We start from the raw sequence: 17,812 nt of genomic DNA on the forward strand, positions 1-17,812 counted from the left end.
GTGCGCTACGTGCCCGTAACGTGACACTGATGAATGTGACAATGGCTGACGGCTGCGTCAAGGGGTGTGCAGGAGCCCCTGTGGAAAACCAGCCGCGCGGGACCCGGCGCCGGACCGGCGACGGGCCCGGCACGGGGTCGGCGAAAGACTTTGGTCTCGACTCCCCTACGGGCTTGTACGTCTGGAGTCGGATACGGATCGAGCCGTTGGGCTGACGACTGCTGTGGCGCACACCACTACCGTCGAAGCGTGACTGTGATCGCTACCGAAAGCCTCAGCAAGCGGTTCCCCCGGGTGACCGCTCTTGACCGGCTCTCCCTGGACATCGGGCCCGGTGTGACCGGACTTGTGGGTGCCAACGGAGCCGGCAAGTCCACGATGATCAAGATCCTGCTCGGTCTGTCCCCCGCCACGGAGGGTCGCGCCGAGGTCCTGGGTCTCGACGTCGCCACGTCCGGCGCGCAGATCCGCGAGCGCGTCGGCTACATGCCCGAGCACGACTGCCTCCCGCCGGACGTCTCGGCCACCGAGTTCGTCGTCCACATGGCGCGGATGTCCGGCCTGCCCGCCGACGCCGCCCGTGAGCGGACCGCCGACACCCTGCGCCACGTCGGCCTGTACGAGGAGCGCTACCGCCCGATCGGCGGCTACTCGACGGGCATGAAGCAGCGGGTGAAGCTCGCCCAGGCGCTGGTCCACGACCCGCAGCTGGTCCTCCTCGACGAGCCGACCAACGGCCTCGACCCGGTCGGCCGCGACGAGATGCTCGGCCTGATCCGCCGGGTCTGGACCGACTTCGGCATCTCCGTCCTCGTGACCTCCCACCTCCTCGGCGAGCTGGAGCGGACCTGCGACCACGTCGTCGTCATCGACGGCGGGACCCTGCTGCGCTCCAGCTCCACCAGTGACTTCACGCAGATCACCACGACCCTCGCGGTCGAGGTGACCGACTCCGACACCCACCCCGACGGCACGGCCGCGCTCCGCACGGCCCTCGCCGCGGCGGGGGTGACGCTCCACGCGAGCGAGGAGGAGGGACTGCCCGGCGCCGGCCACATCCTCCTCGTGGAGGCGGCGGGCGAGGAGACGTACGACCTGGTCCGCGACACGGTCGCCGACCTCGGCCTCGGCCTCGTCCGGATGGAACAGCGTCGCCACCACATCGCCGAGGTCTTCCGGCCCGACGCGCAGCCGCAGCAGCAGGAGGAGGTGTCGGCGCGATGAGCACCCCGGCCCCCGAGACCACGCAGATCCACAACATCGGGTACCGCAACTACGACGGCCCCCGCTTCGGCCGCGCCTACGCGCGCCGGGCGCTCTTCTCGCAGTCCCTGCGCGGCTCCTACGGACTCGGCCGCAGCGCCAAGTCCAAGGTGCTGCCGATGATCCTCTTCACCGTGATGTGCGTCCCGGCGCTGATCATCGTCGCCGTGGCGGTCACCATGAAGAGCAAGGACCTGCCGGTCGACTACACCCGGTACGCGATCATCATGCAGGCCGTGATCGGGCTCTTCCTGGCCTCCCAGGCCCCGCAGTCGGTCTCCAGGGACCTGCGCTTCAAGACCGTCCCGCTGTACTTCTCGCGCCCCATCGAGCGCGTCGACTACGTCCTTGCCAAGTACGGCGCGATGGCCTCCGCGCTCTTCATCCTGACCGCGATCCCGCTGCTGATCCTCTGGATCGGCTCCCTGCTCGCGAAGATGAACTTCGCCGACCAGACGGCGGAGTTCGGCCAGGGCCTCGCCTCCGTCGCCCTCCTCTCGGTGCTCTTCGGCGGCATCGGCCTGGTCATGGCCGCGCTCACCCCGCGCCGCGGCTTCGGCGTCGCCGCCGTCATCGCCACCCTCGTGATCTCCTACGGCGCCGTCTCGACGCTCCAGGGCATCGCCTACAGCACGGACAACGCCGACGCCATCCAGTGGCTCGGCCTGTTCTCCCCGATCACCCTGATCGACGGAGTGCAGACCGCCTTCCTCGGCGCGACCACCGCCTTCCCCGGAGGGGACGGGGTCGGACCCGGCGCCGGCGCCGGAGTCGTCTATCTGCTGGTCGTCCTCGCGCTCATCGCCGGTTCGTACGGAGTGCTGATGCGCCGCTACCGAAAGGTCGGGCTGTGACTGTCCTGAACATCGACCACGCCTCTCGGTGGTTCGGCAACGTCGTCGCCGTCAACGACGTGACGATGACGATCGGCCCCGGCGTCACCGGACTCCTCGGCCCCAACGGTGCCGGAAAGTCCACCCTCATCAACATGATGGGCGGCTTCCTCGCCCCCTCCACCGGCACCGTCACCCTCGACGGGCAGCCGATCTGGAAGAACGAGTCGGTCTACACGCAGATCGGCGTCGTCCCGGAGCGAGAGGCGATGTACGACTTCCTCACCGGCCGCGAATTCGTGCTCGCCAACGCCGAGTTGCACGGACTGGGTGCCAAGGAGGCCCAGCACGCGCTCGCCACGGTCGAGATGGAGTACGCGCAGGACCGGAAGATCGCCACGTACAGCAAGGGCATGCGGCAGCGCGTGAAGATGGCCTCGGCCCTCGTCCACGAGCCGTCCGTGCTGCTGCTCGACGAGCCGTTCAACGGCATGGACCCGCGCCAGCGCATGCAGTTGATGGATCTGCTGCGCCGGATGGGTGCGGCGGGGCGCACGGTGCTCTTCTCCTCGCACATCCTGGAGGAGGTCGAGCAGTTGGCCTCGCACATCGAGGTGATCGTCGCCGGCCGGCACGCGGCCTCGGGCGACTTCCGCAAGATCCGCCGGCTGATGACGGACCGGCCGCACCGCTACCTCGTCCGGTCCAGTGACGACCGGGCGCTCGCGGCGGCCCTCATCGCCGACCCCTCGACGGCCGGCATCGAGGTCGACCTCGCCGAAGGCGCCCTGCGCGTCCAGGCGGTGGACTTCGGACGGTTCACGGAGCTGCTGCCCCGGGTCGCCCGGGAGCAGGGCATCCGACTGCTGACGGTCTCGCCCTCGGACGAGTCCCTCGAATCGGTCTTCTCGTACCTCGTAGCGGCCTGAAAGGAGCCTGACCGATGTACAACCCCACAGTCGCCCGGCTCACCTACCGGGCCCTCCTCGGCCGCAGGCGGGCGCTGATCCTCTTCGCGCTGCCCGCCCTCCTGCTGCTGATCGCCGCCGCGGTACGGCTGTTCAACGGCGCCGACGACCAGGTCGCGGCCGATGTCCTCGGCGGTTTCGCGCTCGCCACGATGGTGCCGCTGATCGGCGTCATCGCCGGAACGGGCGCGATCGGACCGGAGATCGACGACGGCTCGATCGTCTATCTGCTCTCCAAGCCGGTGAAGCGGCCCTCGATCATCTTCACCAAGCTCATCGTGGCGATCGCCGTGACCATGGCCTTCTCGGCCGTTCCCACGTTCATCGCCGGCATGATCCTCAACGGCAACGGCCAGCAGGTGGCGGTCGCGTACACGGTCGCGGCGCTGGTCGCCTCCATCGCGTACAGCGCCCTCTTCCTCCTCCTGGGCACCGTCAGCCGGCACGCGGTGGTCATCGGCCTTGTCTACGCACTGGTCTGGGAGTCCCTGTTCGGCTCCCTGATCGACGGGGCGAAGACGCTCAGCGTGCAGCAGTGGTCGCTCGCGGTCGCCCAGAAGGTCAGCGGCGAGGGGCTCGTCACCTCGGACGTCGGCCTTCCGCTGGCCGTGTCGCTGCTGGCCGGCGTGACGGTCCTGGCGACCTGGTACGCGGGCCAGAAGCTGCGGACGCTGAAGCTGGCGGGCGAGGAGTAGTCGAGTCGAGGGGCCTCGGGAGGGGCCCCTCGGGCCGTCGCTCGCGGGAGGCTCAGACCTTGCGGTCCCTGGCCGCCAGGAGCCCGACTCCCAGGGCCGCCGCGCAGACGCACAGCACCAGGGCGATCGGCACGGTCCACGAACCGGTCGCCTGGTGCACCGCCCCCGCCGCCAGCGGTCCGGCGGCCGCCAGCAGGTAGCCGACGGTCTGGGCCATCCCCGAGAGCCGGGACGCCGTCACCGCGTCCCCCGCCCGGAGCACGATCAGGGTGAGGGCGAGACCGACCGCCCCGCCCTGCCCGACACCGAGGAGCGCGCTCCACAGCCAGGCGCCCTGCACGGGCGCGGCCAGCAGACCCGCGTACCCCGCCCCGACCAGCGTCGTGACGAGGACGACCAGCGGACGCTGGCTCCGCATCCGGCCGGCGAGCAGCGGCACCGCGAAGGCACCCGCCACCTGGGTCAGGTTGTTGAAGGCGAAGATCACGCCCGCCGTCGAACGGCTCATGCCGTGGTCCGTGAAGATCGTCGGCATCCAGGCGATCAGGACGTACGTCCAGAGGGACTGCAGGCCCATGAAGAGGGTCACCTGCCAGGCGAGCGCCGACCGCCAGACGCTCCGTGTCGAGGGCGCGGCGGTGGTGCGTGTCCCGTGTCCCGTACGACTCACCCGGCGCGTAGCGCCCTTGGCCATCAGGACCTGCGGCAGCCAGGCCGTCGCCGCGAGCGCCGCAAGCAGCGACCAGAACGCGAGCGACGCCTCCCAACTCCCGCCGAACGCCTCCTCCAACGGCACCGAGGCCGCCGCGACGACCGTGGCGCCCGCGATCATCGCGCCCGTGTAGAGCGAGGTCATCGACGCGGCCCGGTCGGGGAAGTCCCGCTTGATCAGGCCCGGCATCAGCACATTCAGCAGGGCGATCGCGGTACCGACCAGGACACCCCCGCCGTACAGCGCGTACACCGACGGCAGGACCCGTACGAGGATGCCGGCACCGAGCAGCACCAACGCCCCCATCAGCACCGCTTCGACGCCCAGGCGCCGCCCCAGCCACGGCGCGACGAGCGCGCCCGCGCCGAGGAAGAGCACCGGCACGGACGTCACCAGCGAACTGGCGGTCGACGACAGACCGAACTCCGCCGCGATCTCGCCCACCAGCGGCGCCACGCTCGCCAGGGCCGCCCGCATGTTGAGCGAGGCCAGCACGATCGCGGCCATCAGCAGAAGCGGGTGGGCGAGCCGCGCCCGTCCCCCCGCCGTCCCACGGCCTGTGGACGCTCCCTCCGCCCACCCGCCGCGGACGGAGCCGGCCTCGGCACTGGCCCTTACCGCGACGTCCCCGTCGGCGGCACCGGGCTTCACCGCGACGTCCGTGTCGGCCCCGGCACCGGCCCTCACCTCGACTCCCCCGTCAGCGCCGCCACCGTCTCCATCGGTACGCGCAGCAGCTCCCGCGCGCCCGCCTCAGCGGCCTCCGGGTCGCCCGACTCGATCGCCGTGACCAGCGCCTCGTGCGCGTCGATGTCGACCGGCGGCATCTCCCGGTCGCCGAGCGCCTCCACGAGGACCTCGTGCACCTGGGTCGAGAAGAACCGGTACACCTCCATGAAGGCCGCGTTGTGCGTGGCGGAGACGACGGCCAGGTGGAAGGCGAGGTCGGCGTCCGCGTCGCGGTCGCCCTCCTCGCGCAGCGTGGCGAGCGCGGCCCGCAGCCGCAGCAGGTCGTGTGTGTCCCGCCGTACCGCCGCCAGGCGCGCCGCCTCCGCCTCCAGGGCCACCCGCAGCTCCAGGACGTCGCGCGCGCCCGCGTGGCGCACGCCGCGCAGCACGGCCGCCGGGTCGGCGGTCGACCGCACGAAGGTGCCGTTGCCCTGGCGCGGCTCCAGGAGCCCCGCGTGGACCAGGACCCGGATCGCCTCGCGGACCGTGTTGCGGCCGACGCCCAGCTGCTCGGCGAGTTCGTGCTCGGTCGGGATGCGCTCACCGACCGGCCACTCGCCCGCCGCGAGCTGCTCGCGCAGCTGCTCGACGACCGAGTCCACCAGGGAGGTCCGCCCCGCCGCCTTCAGCGCCGCCATCACCACTCCGTTCACCTTCACCAGCCCAGTTGCCCGGTCATCCTACAAGTTATCCACCGACCGCACCGGCTCCCGGGGCCGCACCGCAGGCGCCGGACTACTGTGGGCCCGTACGGGACACGAACACCCTCACCACCCTCGGGAGTCAGTCATGTCAGACCGCTTCGACGTCGTCGTACTCGGAGCTGGCCCCGGCGGCTACGTCGCCGCCATCCGCGCAGCCCAGCTGGGCAAGCGGGTCGCGGTCGTCGAAGAGAAGTACTGGGGCGGTGTCTGCCTGAACGTCGGCTGCATCCCCACCAAGGCGCTGCTGCGCAACGCCGAACTCGCCCACATCTTCAACCACGAGGCCAAGACCTTCGGCATCAAGGTCGACGGCACGGTCTCCTTCGACTACGGCGAGGCGTTCCGCCGCAGCCGCACGGTCGCGGACGGCCGGGTCAAGGGCGTCCACTTCCTCATGAAGAAGAACGGGATCACGGAGTTCGACGGCCGGGGCACGTTCCTCGACGCGCACACGATGCAGGTCGCCAAGTCCGACGGCACCACGCAGACGATCACCTTCGACAACTGCATCATCGCCACCGGTGCCACCCCGCGGCTGCTGCCGGGCACCGCCCTCAGCGACCGCGTCGTCTCCTACGAGCAGCAGATCCTCGCCGAGGACGCCCCGAAGTCGATCGTCATCGCCGGCGCCGGCGCGATCGGCATCGAGTTCGCGTACGTGCTGAACAACTACGGGACCAAGGTCACCATCGTCGAGTTCCTCGACCGGATGGCCCCGCTGGAGGACGAGGAGGTGTCCAAGGAGCTCGCGAAGCAGTACCGCAAGCTCGGCATCGACGTCCTCACCTCCACCCGGGTCGACGCCATCGACGAGTCCGGCCCGCAGGTCCGCGTCACCGTCACCGCCAAGGACGGCACGCAGAAGGTCCTGGAGGCCGACAAGGTCCTGCAGGCCATCGGCTTCGCGCCGAACGTCTCCGGCTACGGCCTGGAGAACACCGGTGTCGCCCTCACCGAGCGCGGCGCGATCGACGTCGACGGCCGCTCCCGTACCTCCGTGCCGCACATCTACGCCATCGGTGACGTCACCGCGAAGCTGATGCTCGCGCACACCGCCGAGTCCATGGGTGTCATCGCCGCCGAGACCATCGCGGACGCCGAGACGATGGAACTCGACTACGTGATGATCCCGCGTGCGACGTACTGCCAGCCGCAGATCGCCAGCTTCGGCTACACCGAGGCGCAGGCGCGGGAGAAGGGCTACGACGTCAAGGTCGCCAAGTTCCCGTTCATGGCGAACGGCAAGGCGCACGGCCTCGGCGACTCGACCGGCTTCGTCAAGATCATCGCCGACGCCCAGTACGGCGAGATCATCGGTGCCCACCTGATCGGCCCCGATGTCACCGAGCTGCTGCCCGAGCTGACGCTGGCCCAGCAGTGGGACCTGACGGTCAATGAGGTCGCGCGGAACGTCCACGCCCACCCGACCCTGGGTGAGGCCGTGAAGGAAGCGATCCACGGTCTCGCGGGGCACATGATCAACTTCTGAGTGGTTTCTCCCGGCCCGGGGTGATAGGCACGGAATGTGCCGAGCGAACCCCTCCCCGCCGCCGTACCGGGTGGCGAACCGTCCCGACCGCTCAGGTCGTGGGTGCGTTCGTCACCCGGTACGCATCTGTGGCTGCTCGTCATCGCGATCACCAGCCTGGTCATCGCACTGTCCTCCGACGGCCTGGAGCACTACCTCCTCCACCGCAACAGCAGCAACCTCTACCAGCTCTCGCACCACCCGGTGCGGGCCCTGGTCGGCAGCGCGTTCTGGATCGCCGACCCGGCGGACTTCCTGCTGTACGCGGTGCTGTTCGAGGTCTTCCACGCGCCGGTCGAGCGCTGGCTCGGCACCCTGCGCTGGTTCGCCGTGGTCGCCACGGCGCACATCGCGGCGACGCTCATCAGCCAGAAGGTCGTCCTGGAGGCGATCCAGGACCACGACGTGCCGCGCAGCATGGCGCATGTCGTCGACATCGGGGTCAGCTACGGTCTTGCGGCCTCGATCGGCATCCTGACGTACCGGATCCCACGGCCGTGGCGGTGGTTCTACCTGGCGGGGGCGGTGGCCTTCTTCGCCGTGCCGCTGTGCACGAGTCATACGTACACGGATCTGGGGCACGCGATCTCGCTGGCCATCGGGCTCGCGTTCTGGCCTCTGACCAGGGGCGTCGGCCCGCGCGGTAAATCATTGGCCTACGAAGCTCCGCCGCCCGCACACTAGTTGTGCGGGAGACACCCGCCACGAGGCCGGGGAGGAGCACGACGATGACCGACACCAGTTCGAGCCGGAGTTCGAGTCCGTCGAGCTCCCTGCAGGGCGGCGCCCCCTAGCGCCGCCGGGGCGGCCGCTTCGAGCGCGCGGGTTCTCCGCGCGGGCCGCCCACCCGGAGGATTGGCCGAGTGGTAAGGCAGCGGCTTGCTAAGCCGTCGTCGGGGTCACCCCCGCGCGCGTTCGATCCGCGCATCCTCCGCGCAGCCCAACGACCCGCCCGCGCAGCCGCGACGACCCGCCATGGACGCCTACGTCGCGCTGTCGGACAGGCCCTGGCCCGCGAGCAGGCGCTCCAGGACCACCGCGATGCCGTCGTCCTCGTTCGAGGTCGTCACCTCGTCCGCGACCGCCTTCAGGTCGTCGTGCGCGTTCGCCATGGCCACGCCCCGCGCCGCCCAGCCGAACATCGGGATGTCGTTCGGCATGTCGCCGAAGGCGATCGTGTCCGCGGCCTTCACGCCGAGACGGCGGGCGGCGAGCGAGAGGCCGGTGGCCTTGCTCAGACCGAGCGGGAGGATCTCCACGATCCCCGGGCCCGCCATGACCACGTCCACCAGCCCGCCGGCCGTCTGCCGGGCGGCGCCCGCCAGCTCGTCGTCGGAGAGCGTCGGGTGCTGGATGTAGACCTTGTTCAGCGGCGCGGCCCAGAGCTCCGCCGGGTCCTCGAACGGGACGTACGGCAGCGGCCCTTCCTGCACCCGGTACCCGGGGCTGATCAGCACCTCGCCGTCCAGCCCGTCGCGGCTCGCGGCCAGCGCCAGCGGGCCCACCTCGGCCTCGATCTTCGACAGCGCCAGACCCGCGAGCTGCCGGTCCAGGGTCACCGAGGTCAGCAGCCGGTGCTCGCCCGCGTGGTAGACCTGCGCGCCCTGTCCGCACACCGCGAGGCCCTCGTAACCGAGGTCGTCGAGGATGTGCCGGGTCCAGGGGACGGCCCGGCCCGTGACCACGATGTGTGCGGCCCCCGCCGCCACCACGGCGGCGAGGGCGTCACGCGTACGGTCCGAGACCGACTCGTCGGCGCGCAGCAGCGTGCCGTCGAGGTCGGTCGCGACGAGCTTGTACGGGAACGGGCTCACGGGGCTCACTTGGAGATCGGCTCCAGGACCTCGCGGCCGCCCAGGTACGGCCTGAGCACCTCCGGCACGTGCACCGAGCCGTCCGGGAGCTGGTGGTTCTCCAGGATCGCCACGATCGTGCGGGGCACGGCGCACAGGGTGCCGTTGAGCGTGGCCAGCGGCTGGACGACCTTCTTGCCGCCGCGCTCGTCGCGCATCCGCACGGACAGGCGGCGGGCCTGGAAGCCGTCGCAGTTGGACGCGGAGGTCAGCTCGCGGTACTTGCCCTGCGTCGGGATCCACGCCTCGCAGTCGAACTTGCGCGAGGCGGAGGCGCCGAGGTCGCCGGTGGCCACGTCGATGACCTGGAAGGGCAGTTCGAGGCTGGTCAGCCACTGCTTCTCCCACTCCAGGAGCCGCTTGTGCTCGTTCTCGGCGTCCTCGGGAGCGACGTACGAGAACATCTCGACCTTGTCGAACTGGTGGACCCGGAAGATGCCCCGGGTGTCCTTGCCGTACGTGCCGGCCTCGCGGCGGAAGCACGGCGAGAAGCCGGCGTAGCGCAGCGGGAGCTTGTCGGCGTCGATGATCTCGTCCATGTGGTACGCGGCGAGGGGCACCTCGGACGTGCCGACGAGGTAGTAGTCGTCGCGCTCCAGGTGGTACACGTTCTCCGCGGCCTGGCCGAGGAAGCCGGTGCCCTCCATCGCGCGCGGGCGGACCAGCGCGGGCGTGAGCATGGGGATGAAGCCGGCCTCGGTCGCCTGCGCGATCGCCGCGTTGACGAGGGCCAGCTCCAGCAGGGCGCCGACGCCCGTGAGGTAGTAGAAGCGCGAGCCGGAGACCTTGGCGCCCCGCTCGACGTCGATGGCGCCCAGCGCCTCGCCCAGCTCCAGGTGGTCCTTGGGCTCGAAGCCCTCGGCCGCGAAGTCGCGGATGGTGCCGTGCGTCTCCAGGACGACGAAGTCCTCCTCGCCGCCGACCGGCACGTCCGTGTGGACGATGTTGCCGAGCTGGAGCAGGAGGGCGCGCGCGGTCTCGTCGGCCTCGTTCTGCTCCGCCTCGGCGGCCTTGACGTCGGTCTTGAGCTGCTCGGCCCGCTGCAGGAGCTCGGCGCGCTCCTCGGGGGAGGCCTTGGGGATCAGCTTGCCGAGCGCCTTCTGCTCGGAACGCAGTTCGTCGAAGCGGACGCCGGACGACCTGCGCCGCTCATCGGCGGAGAGCAGGGCGTCGACGAGTTCGACGTCCTCTCCACGGGCGCGCTGGGAGGCGCGAACACGGTCGGGGTCCTCACGGAGCAGGCGAAGGTCAATCACCCCACCAGGCTACCGGTGCGGGCTCGCGCCACCCCACCCGATATAGCCGTGCGTGTCGCTTTGCCCGAATTGCCGGTATTGGGAAATGCTCTCCCTATTCGTCAATAAACGGTACAGGGACCCCCGAAAAGGGGCGGATCGGTGTGCACTCCTTGACCGAACCGCCCTGTGGATCAAGGGACTTCCAGGGGACTCCTCCGGACTTCTCCACAGTCGGGGTGGGGCTCGCAGAGTTTTCCACAGGCTGTGCGGAACTTCTGTGGATGGTGAACGAATTCCTGGGCGTATTGATGATCAAACCTGCTGCGCACACTCGTCCGAGTGGGAATTCCTCGCTCTATAGAGTTGATCAATGGAACGAGGGTGACGCGGGCTGATCTGCGCCCTGTGGGTGAACGGATGCCGACTGGGGCGATTTGTCGACCTTGGCCGACCGCCGTATCGACTTGTCCCCAGGGTGGTCCGAGCGCCTGTGGATAACTCTGTGTGGGAGTCGAAAATATGCAGGTAGGACTAAAGGTCCGTGCCTGTGGAAGACCGCCCCCGGCAGTGGGGGCGGTGGGGCACGATCGGGTCAGGCCCGACCGTCCTGGGCCCTCGCCAGCCAATCGGAGGCCGCCATGAATTCCGCGTCCGACGTCCCACGCCGCAGCGCGGCCACATCACCCACCGCGATGCCCGCCCGCGGATACGAGCCGAGGAACCGCACCTTCGGGCAGATCCGCTTGAGCCCCATCAGCGCCTCGCCCACGCGCCGGTCCGAGATATGGCCCTCGGCGTCCACGGCGAAGCAGTAGTTCCCGATACCGGCCCCCGTCGGACGGGACTGGATCAGCATCAGGTTCACCCCGCGCACCGCGAACTCCTGAAGCAGCTCGAGGAGGGCACCCGGATGGTCATCACCCAGCCACAGCACCACCGACGTCTTGTCCGCCCCGGTCGGCGCCGAGGGCCGGGCCGGCCGGCCCACCAGGACGAACCGCGTCTCGGCGTTCTCCGCGTCGTGGATCTCCGTGACCAGGGCCTCCAGGCCGTACGTCGTCGCCGCGAACTCGCCCGCGAAGGCCGCGTCGAACCGACCCTCCTGCACCAGCCGCGCGCCGTCCGCGTTCGAGGCCGCCGACTCCCACAGGGCGTCCGGCAGATGAGCCCGCAGCCAGTTCCGCACCTGCGGCTGCGCCACCGGGTGCCCGGTGACCGTCTTGATCTCGGCGAGCGTCGTCCCCGGCCGCACGAGCAGCGCGAAGGCGATCGGCAGGAGCACCTCGCGGTAGATCATCAGCGGTTCGCCGGAGGCCAGCTCGTCCAGGGTCGCCGTGACCCCGCCCTCCACCGAGTTCTCGATCGGTACGAGAGCGGCGGCCGCCTCTCCGTTGCGCACCGCGTCCAGGGCGGCCGGGACGGAGACCATCGGGACGAGCTCCCGGGTCGCGGCCTCGGGCAGCGTACGCAGCGCGGCCTCCGTGAACGTGCCTTCGGGACCGAGATACGTATACCGGGTGGCTGACATACGGTCACCCTAATAGGCGCGGGCGTCCTCGGGTGCGCCGTCGCAGGAGGCCGGGCACCCCCGCCGAGACGGCCTCAGGACTCCAGAAGCCGCTGACCCACGTATTCGCCCTCCGCGGCCCCGCCTGGGACGGCGAAGAGACCGCTCGCCTCGTGCCGGACGAAGGGCGAGAGGGCGTCGCCCCGGTCGAGCTTGCGCTGCACGGGCACGAAGCCCCGGAGCGGATCCGCCTGCCAGCAGATGAAGAGCAACCCGGCGTCGGGTGTGCCGTCGGGGCCGATGCCGTCGTGGAAGGAGAAAGGACGCCGGAGCATCGCGGCCCCGCCGTTCTGTTCGGGGGCGGAGATCCGGGAGTGGGCGTTGTCCGGGATGACGAGCTTGCCGTCGGCGCCGGTCTTGTTCAGGTCGAGCTCGGTGGTCTCGCTCCCGCCCGTCAGAGGCGCGCCGTCGGACTTCCGCCGGCCGATGACCTTCTCCTGCTGGTCCAGCGGGAGCCGCTCCCAGTCGTCGAGCAGCATGCGAATCCGGCGGACGACGGCGTACGAACCGCCGGCCATCCACTCCTGCGCCCCCGAAGCCCCCTGGGGGACGAAGATCCGCCGGTCGAAGTCGGGTTCCGAGGGCTTCGGGTTGCCCGTGCCGTCGACCTGGCCCATGAGGTTGCGCGCGGTCATCGGCTTGGCGGTGGCGCCCGCGGAGCGGTTGAAGCCGTTCATCTGCCAACGGACCTTGGCGGCGGCCCCGGCGTCCTTCTGCAGGGCGCGCAGGGCGTGGAAGGCGACCAGGGCGTCGTCGGCGCCGATCTGCACCCAGAGATCGCCCTCGGAGCGCTGCGGGTCGAGCGCGTCGGAGGAGAAGGCGGGCAGCGCGTCGAGCTGCGTGGGGCGGCGGGCCGTGAGTCCCGTACGGCCGAAGAAGGAGTGGCCGAAACCGAAGGTGACCGTGAGGGAGGAGGGTCCGGCGTCGAGGGCGATGCCGGTGTCGTCGGCCGAGGGCTCGCCGGCCATCAGGGCCTTGGCCGTCGTCGACCAGCGGCGCAGCAGCGCGGCGGCTTCCTTGCGGCCCGCGCCCGGCGCGAGGTCGAAAGCGATCAGATGGCCACGTGACTGGAGAGGAGTAGTGATCCCCGCCTGATGTTTCCCGTGAAACAACGCCTCCGTCGCACCGACCGACGTCAGCGCGGTCGCGTCGCTCGCGCCGGAGGCCGAGGAGCCGGAGTCGGCGGCAGCCGCGTACACCCCGGCACCGCCGGCGGCACCGAGCGCGATGCCGGCCGCGCCCGCCGCGCCGACCGTGCCGAGGAGCCGCCGCCGGGAGATCTCAAGGTTGTCGTCGTTGCTCACGAGGCTCAGCCGATCTTCACGTTCTTGTCGATGGTGGTCTGGTCGATGTCGGAGGTGCGGACCGTGACCTGGATCTGCCACTCGCCGGCCATCGGGATCTGCACCCCACTGGCGCTCCAGTGACCGGCCTGGATGCGGTCGGGGACGACCGGCAGCGGGCCGATGCTCTTCGCCTTCAGGGTGAAGGCGACCTTGAGCTCGGGAACGTCCAGCGGGCGGGAGTCAGGGCCGTCGATGAAGACGTGCAGCGCGTTGGCGCCCGTCCGCCCGGGGTCGAGGCTGAGACGTACGGTCCCCTTGCCGTTGACGCCCCCGGTGTCGAACGGCAGCCGGACGTCCACGGGCCGCTCGGGCACGGCGGTCGAACCGGACGCGGACTGCGAACGCCCCGCCTCCTCCTGCGTGCGGCCGGGTTCGGTCGAGGTCAGGACCGTCGTCACGGCGAGCAGGACCACGGCGACCACGGCCTCGGTCATTACGGAACGGCGCAGACCGGTCCGCTCGGGGTCGGCGTCGCGGTCCCGCTTCGTGCGCGCGGTGGCGACGGCCACCCGCTGCCGGGCGAGCTGAGCGGCCCGCACGGGGTCGATCTCGGCGTCCGCGTCCGGGGACTTCTGGGGTTCCTCGGCCGTCTCGGCCGTCTCGTCGGTCTCACCCGCGTCAGCTGCCTCAGCCACCCCGTCTGTCTCGTCAGCCTCGTCGCCCTCGGCAGCCTCGTCGGTCTCAGCCGTTGCGGCCGTCTCCGAGGTCTCCGCCGGTGCTCCCAGGCGCTGGGTCCAGCGGCGGGATATCCAGGCGATGCCCAGCAGGACGGCCACGAGGCCGATCTTGACCAGGAGGAGCTGTCCGTACGACGTGCCCGTCAGGGCGGACCAGGAACCGACCTGCCGCCAGGACTGGTACAGCCCGGTCGCCGCCAGGACGACGACGGAGCCGAAGGCGATCTTCGAGAAGCGTTCCACGGCGGCCCGCTCGATGCCGGGTGCTCGGTACAGCGCGACGAGCAGCGTGGTGAGGCCGCCCAGCCAGGCGGCCACCGCCAGCAGGTGCAGGAGGTCGACGGGCATCGCGATCCCCGGCTGGATGCCGGTGGAGGCGTGCTCGGCGAGGGCCCAGGTGCCCGCGATACCGGCGGCCACGACCGTGCCGCCGATCGCGAGCCCGAAGGTGAGGTCCTTCTTCTCCTTGGGGTCCGTCCGCTTGGTGTACGCCCCGAAGAGCACGGCGACGAAGAGCGCGGCCGCGCCGAGCAGCATCAGCCGGGAGACGAGCGCGGCACCGGTCTTCGTCTCCAGGACGGCCTTGAGCCCGCCGAGGTCGAAGGCGTCGCCGAGTTCGCCGGAGCCGGTGTACGGGTTGCGCAGCAGCAGCATCACCAGCGTGGCCGCGGTGAGCGTGAGCCAGCCCCGGACAACGAGCCGCTGGATCGGCCGGACGCTCGCTCCGCGCGGCCAGCAGGCGAGGACGAAGGCGCTGCCGCCGACGAGGACGGTGAAGGCCGCGTACGAGAGATAGCGGGCGATGCCGTAGAGCGCGCCGACCACACCGCCGCCGGCGTTCTGCTCGGGGAGGGCGACAGAGGTCTCCGACGGGGCGCCGACGGAGAAGGTGAAGGCGCCGGCGATGGGGTGGCTGTCGGCCGAAACGGCCTGCCAGGCCACGGTGTACGTACCTTCGGGCAATCCGGAGCGGAGGCCGACCCCGTACCGGACGATGTTGCCGCTGCACAGGTCGCGGAGTTCCCCGGTGTCGACCCGGTTCCCGGCGGGGTCGAGGACCCGGATCGAGTCGCCGCCCATGGCGACCTGCTCCGAGAAGGTGAGGTTGACCTCCTTGGGGGCGGTGGCGACCACCGCCCCGTCCTGCGGGTCGCTGCCGGTCAGCGCGGCGTGCGCGGACGCGGGGGCGGCGCCGGCGAGCAGCACGCCGAGGAGGGCGGCGGCGACGAGCAGCAGCCGGGCCAGGGCGGTTCCGAGGCGCGGGGCGGTGGTGGTGGGCATGTGTGTGTCAGTCCCTCAAGTAGCTCAGTGCTGCTTCGGGTTGTGGGTGGCGGCCTCGACGGGAAGGTCGACCTTGATCGGGTCGGCCTTCTCGAAGTGCAGCTCGATGCTGACCTTGTCGCCCTGCTTCGGCTTGGTCTTCAGCCCCATGAACATGATGTGGTTGCCGCCACGTTCGAGGTCGAGTTCGCCGTTCGCGGGGATGTCGAAGGACTTCACCTGCTGCATCTTCTGGTTCTTCGTCTCGTGGATCTGGACGTCGTCGGAGAGGGAACTCGTCACGGAGGTGAGCTTGTCGGCGGTGCCGCTCTCGTTCTTGATGGTCAGGAAGCCGCCGGCCATGTCCATCACGGGCTGCGGCATGAACGCGCCGCTGACCTTCAGTTCGGGCTTGCCGTCGGACCCGGCGGCTCCCGAGGAGCTGTCGGAGGAGCATCCGGACAGCGTCAGGGCGGCCGTCAGGGCGACGACGGCGGTGGTGGACAGGACGGTGGTGCGGCGGTTCACGGGTTCTCCCCCTTGATGAGCTTCGGCAGATCCTTGGCGTAGTCGTCGACGGTCGTGTCCTCGCCGTAAAGGACATAGCCCTGGTCGGTCGTGGGCGAGAACGCGATCACCTGCGCTCCGTGCATGGAGACGACCGAGCCGTCCTTCTCCTTCTTCGCCGGATCGATGCCGATGCCGATCTGGCGGGCGCCGGCCTGGATCGTGGCGAAGTCGCCGGTGAGGCCGATGAAGGACGGGTCCCCGGCGGCGGGCAGCCACTTGGCCAGCTCGGCCGCGGTGTCCCGCTCGGGGTCGGTGGTGACGAAGACGACCTGGAGCTTGTCCTGGTCGGCCTTGGGGAGCTGCTTCTTCGCGATGGCGATGTTGCTCATCGTCAGCGGGCAGACGTCGGGGCAGTGCGTGTAGCCGAAGTAGATCAGCGTCGGCTTGCCCTTGGTCTGCGCGCGGAGGTCGAACTTCTGGCCCTTGGTGTCCGTGAGGACGAGGTCGGGCTTGGTGAAGGGGCGGTCGAGGACAGTGGCCGCCTTGTCGCTGCCGCTGCCGCCTTCGGCGGAGATCTCGGCGACGGCTCCGCTGCCGGAACCGCCGGCCTTGTCCTCTCCGCCGCCGAGGCCGACCGCGACCGTCACCGCGAGGGCGGCGACGACCGCGACGGCGGCGAGGATCAGGGGTGCGCGTCGGCTGGGCCTGGCCCGCTCGTCGGTGGCCGGCTCGGCCGCTTCTTTCTGGACTGACATGGAACGTGCTCTCTCGTGTCTCGCGTGTGTCGCGTGTCCGTGGGGTGTTCTGACTCGGTGTTCTGAGTCTTCGGCGCTCTCGGCGCGCGGGGTGGTCAGGCCGAGCGGCGACGGCCGGCGAGCAGACCGAAGGCGACACCGGCGACACCGATGAGGATGCCGACGACGCCGAGCACGCGCGCGGTGGTGTCACTGCTGTCGGACGCGGACGCGGCGGACTCGGTGTGCCCCTTGCCGTCCTCGGCCTTGGCGTCGTGGCCGGCCTTGTCGTGGGCCTTGTCGTCGGCCTTCGCGTCCGTCGTCGCACCGCCGCCGTGGTGGTCGTCCTTGGCGGCGGAGAGCTTCAGGACGGGAGCGGGGTGCTCGGGCTCGGCGGCGCCCTCCTTCGGCTCCTCGATCCAGCGGACGACCTCGTTGTTGTCATAGGTCTGGATGGCCTTGATGACGAGCTGGTCGGCGTCCTCCGGCAGCTGGCCGAGGGAGAGCGGGAACTGCTGGAACTGGCCGGGGCCGATCTTCGCGCCGCCCTCGGCGGTCCAGGTGACCTTGGTGACGGCCTGCTTGATCGTCTTGCCGTGCAGCTCCAGCGGCTTGGCGAGGTCCGACTTGGTGACGTCGGCCTTCCAGCCGGGGACGGGCTGCGGCATCACCGAGGCGAGCGGGTGGTCGGCCGGGAAGTTCACCTCGACCTTGATGGTGGAGGCGTTGTCGCGCTCGTTGGGGACCTTGACGTTGACGGTCGCGTAGCCACCCTTCGCCGCCTCGCCCTGCGGCTGCACGCCGACATGCGCGAAGGCGGTGCCGGAGAGCAGCACGACGGAGGAGAGGGCGATGCCGCCGGCGACGGCGATACGGGAAACGTTCATGGCAGAAGACACTCCAGCTCTGGAGAGGGGTCAGGGTTCCGGCACGCCGACGCCCGGCAGCTTGCGAATCCAGGTACGTGCGGGTGCTGGTGGTGCGGGGCGCGGGGCCGGCGTACGGACGACGGACGTACGGACGACAGGGCTACGGACGACGGAGGTACGGACGTGCGGACGTAGGGGCGGACGGAGGTGCGTACGCGGGTGTGAGTACGGGAGTACGCACGGGTGTCGGTGGTACGCGAGTCGGTCCTACGGATGCAGGTCGTACGGATGCGGTCGTACGGATGCCGGTCGTGCCGAACGGTTGG

At 70.4% G+C, this 17,812-nt stretch carries 15 protein-coding genes, 1 tRNA gene and 1 pseudogene; 7 read left to right on the forward strand and 10 right to left on the reverse strand.

The window, feature by feature from the left end:
* Window positions 1-255: 255 nt before the first annotated feature.
* The 4 genes from AB0E14_RS10565 to AB0E14_RS10580 are packed head-to-tail and all read left to right on the forward strand — an operon-like array spanning window position 256 to window position 3,759.
* Window positions 256-1,224, forward strand: a complete 969-nt coding sequence (locus tag AB0E14_RS10565) for an ABC transporter ATP-binding protein (protein ID WP_362414846.1) — start codon at window positions 256-258, stop codon at window positions 1,222-1,224.
* On the forward strand, window positions 1,221-2,117 hold the full coding sequence (locus tag AB0E14_RS10570) for an ABC transporter permease (protein ID WP_362414684.1): 897 nt from the start codon (window positions 1,221-1,223) through the stop codon (window positions 2,115-2,117). Before AB0E14_RS10565 ends, AB0E14_RS10570 begins: the two co-directional genes overlap by 4 nt.
* Window positions 2,114-3,025, forward strand: coding sequence for an ABC transporter ATP-binding protein (locus AB0E14_RS10575; protein ID WP_362414686.1), 912 nt, complete (start codon window positions 2,114-2,116; stop codon window positions 3,023-3,025). The genes AB0E14_RS10570 and AB0E14_RS10575 overlap by 4 nt, the downstream gene beginning before the upstream one ends.
* A gap of 14 nt (window positions 3,026-3,039) precedes the next feature.
* On the forward strand, window positions 3,040-3,759 hold the full coding sequence (locus tag AB0E14_RS10580) for an ABC transporter permease subunit (RefSeq protein ID WP_362414688.1): 720 nt from the start codon (window positions 3,040-3,042) through the stop codon (window positions 3,757-3,759).
* A gap of 52 nt (window positions 3,760-3,811) precedes the next feature.
* On the opposite strand, the pseudogene AB0E14_RS10585 reads toward AB0E14_RS10580, so the two are convergent.
* Window positions 3,812-5,008, reverse strand: a pseudogene (locus AB0E14_RS10585) (MFS transporter); the annotation flags it as partial.
* Window positions 5,009-5,154: 146 nt separating this feature from the next.
* Window positions 5,155-5,838, reverse strand: a complete 684-nt coding sequence (locus tag AB0E14_RS10590) for a FadR/GntR family transcriptional regulator (protein ID WP_362414848.1) — start codon at window positions 5,836-5,838, stop codon at window positions 5,155-5,157.
* 151 nt (window positions 5,839-5,989) lie between these two features.
* Here AB0E14_RS10590 and lpdA point away from each other — a divergent pair, with 151 nt between their 5' ends.
* From lpdA to AB0E14_RS10605, 3 genes are all read left to right on the forward strand, one after another.
* Entirely contained in the window at window positions 5,990-7,393 is a 1,404-nt protein-coding gene (gene lpdA / locus AB0E14_RS10595; RefSeq protein WP_362414690.1) for a dihydrolipoyl dehydrogenase, read from the forward strand.
* Between the two features lie 36 nt (window positions 7,394-7,429).
* Window positions 7,430-8,116: a rhomboid-like protein gene (locus AB0E14_RS10600; protein ID WP_362414692.1), complete on the forward strand. Its 687-nt coding sequence runs from the start codon at window positions 7,430-7,432 to the stop codon at window positions 8,114-8,116.
* 165 nt (window positions 8,117-8,281) lie between these two features.
* Window positions 8,282-8,366 (forward strand) — tRNA-Ser (locus AB0E14_RS10605).
* 49 nt (window positions 8,367-8,415) lie between these two features.
* Here the strand turns inward: AB0E14_RS10605 and AB0E14_RS10610 are convergent.
* From AB0E14_RS10610 to AB0E14_RS10645, 8 genes are all read right to left on the reverse strand, one after another.
* The gene (locus AB0E14_RS10610) at window positions 8,416-9,246 is read right to left on the reverse strand and encodes an HAD family hydrolase (protein ID WP_362414694.1); all 831 of its coding nucleotides are present in this window, start codon (window positions 9,244-9,246) and stop codon (window positions 8,416-8,418) included.
* Window positions 9,247-9,251: 5 nt separating this feature from the next.
* The gene (serS, locus tag AB0E14_RS10615; protein ID WP_362414696.1) at window positions 9,252-10,541 is read right to left on the reverse strand and encodes a serine--tRNA ligase; all 1,290 of its coding nucleotides are present in this window, start codon (window positions 10,539-10,541) and stop codon (window positions 9,252-9,254) included.
* Between the two features lie 574 nt (window positions 10,542-11,115).
* Entirely contained in the window at window positions 11,116-12,051 is a 936-nt protein-coding gene (gene pheA / locus AB0E14_RS10620) for a prephenate dehydratase (protein ID WP_362414698.1), read from the reverse strand.
* Between the two features lie 74 nt (window positions 12,052-12,125).
* On the reverse strand, window positions 12,126-13,394 hold the full coding sequence (gene efeB, locus AB0E14_RS10625; RefSeq protein WP_362414700.1) for an iron uptake transporter deferrochelatase/peroxidase subunit: 1,269 nt from the start codon (window positions 13,392-13,394) through the stop codon (window positions 12,126-12,128).
* 5 nt (window positions 13,395-13,399) lie between these two features.
* Window positions 13,400-15,394 carry a copper resistance protein CopC gene (locus AB0E14_RS10630; protein ID WP_362414702.1) on the reverse strand — a complete coding sequence of 665 codons (1,995 nt, stop codon included), beginning with the start codon at window positions 15,392-15,394 and terminating at the stop codon, window positions 13,400-13,402.
* Window positions 15,395-15,418: 24 nt separating this feature from the next.
* The gene (locus AB0E14_RS10635) at window positions 15,419-15,901 is read right to left on the reverse strand and encodes a copper chaperone PCu(A)C (RefSeq protein ID WP_362414704.1); all 483 of its coding nucleotides are present in this window, start codon (window positions 15,899-15,901) and stop codon (window positions 15,419-15,421) included.
* Entirely contained in the window at window positions 15,898-16,638 is a 741-nt protein-coding gene (locus AB0E14_RS10640) for an SCO family protein (RefSeq protein ID WP_362414706.1), read from the reverse strand. The genes AB0E14_RS10635 and AB0E14_RS10640 overlap by 4 nt, the downstream gene beginning before the upstream one ends.
* A gap of 95 nt (window positions 16,639-16,733) precedes the next feature.
* On the reverse strand, window positions 16,734-17,504 hold the full coding sequence (locus AB0E14_RS10645; protein WP_362414708.1) for a YcnI family protein: 771 nt from the start codon (window positions 17,502-17,504) through the stop codon (window positions 16,734-16,736).
* Between the last annotated feature and the right edge of the window lie 308 nt (window positions 17,505-17,812).

This window comes from Streptomyces sp. NPDC047981 (genome assembly GCF_040653315.1).
Classification (GTDB): Bacteria; Actinomycetota; Actinomycetes; order Streptomycetales; family Streptomycetaceae; genus Streptomyces.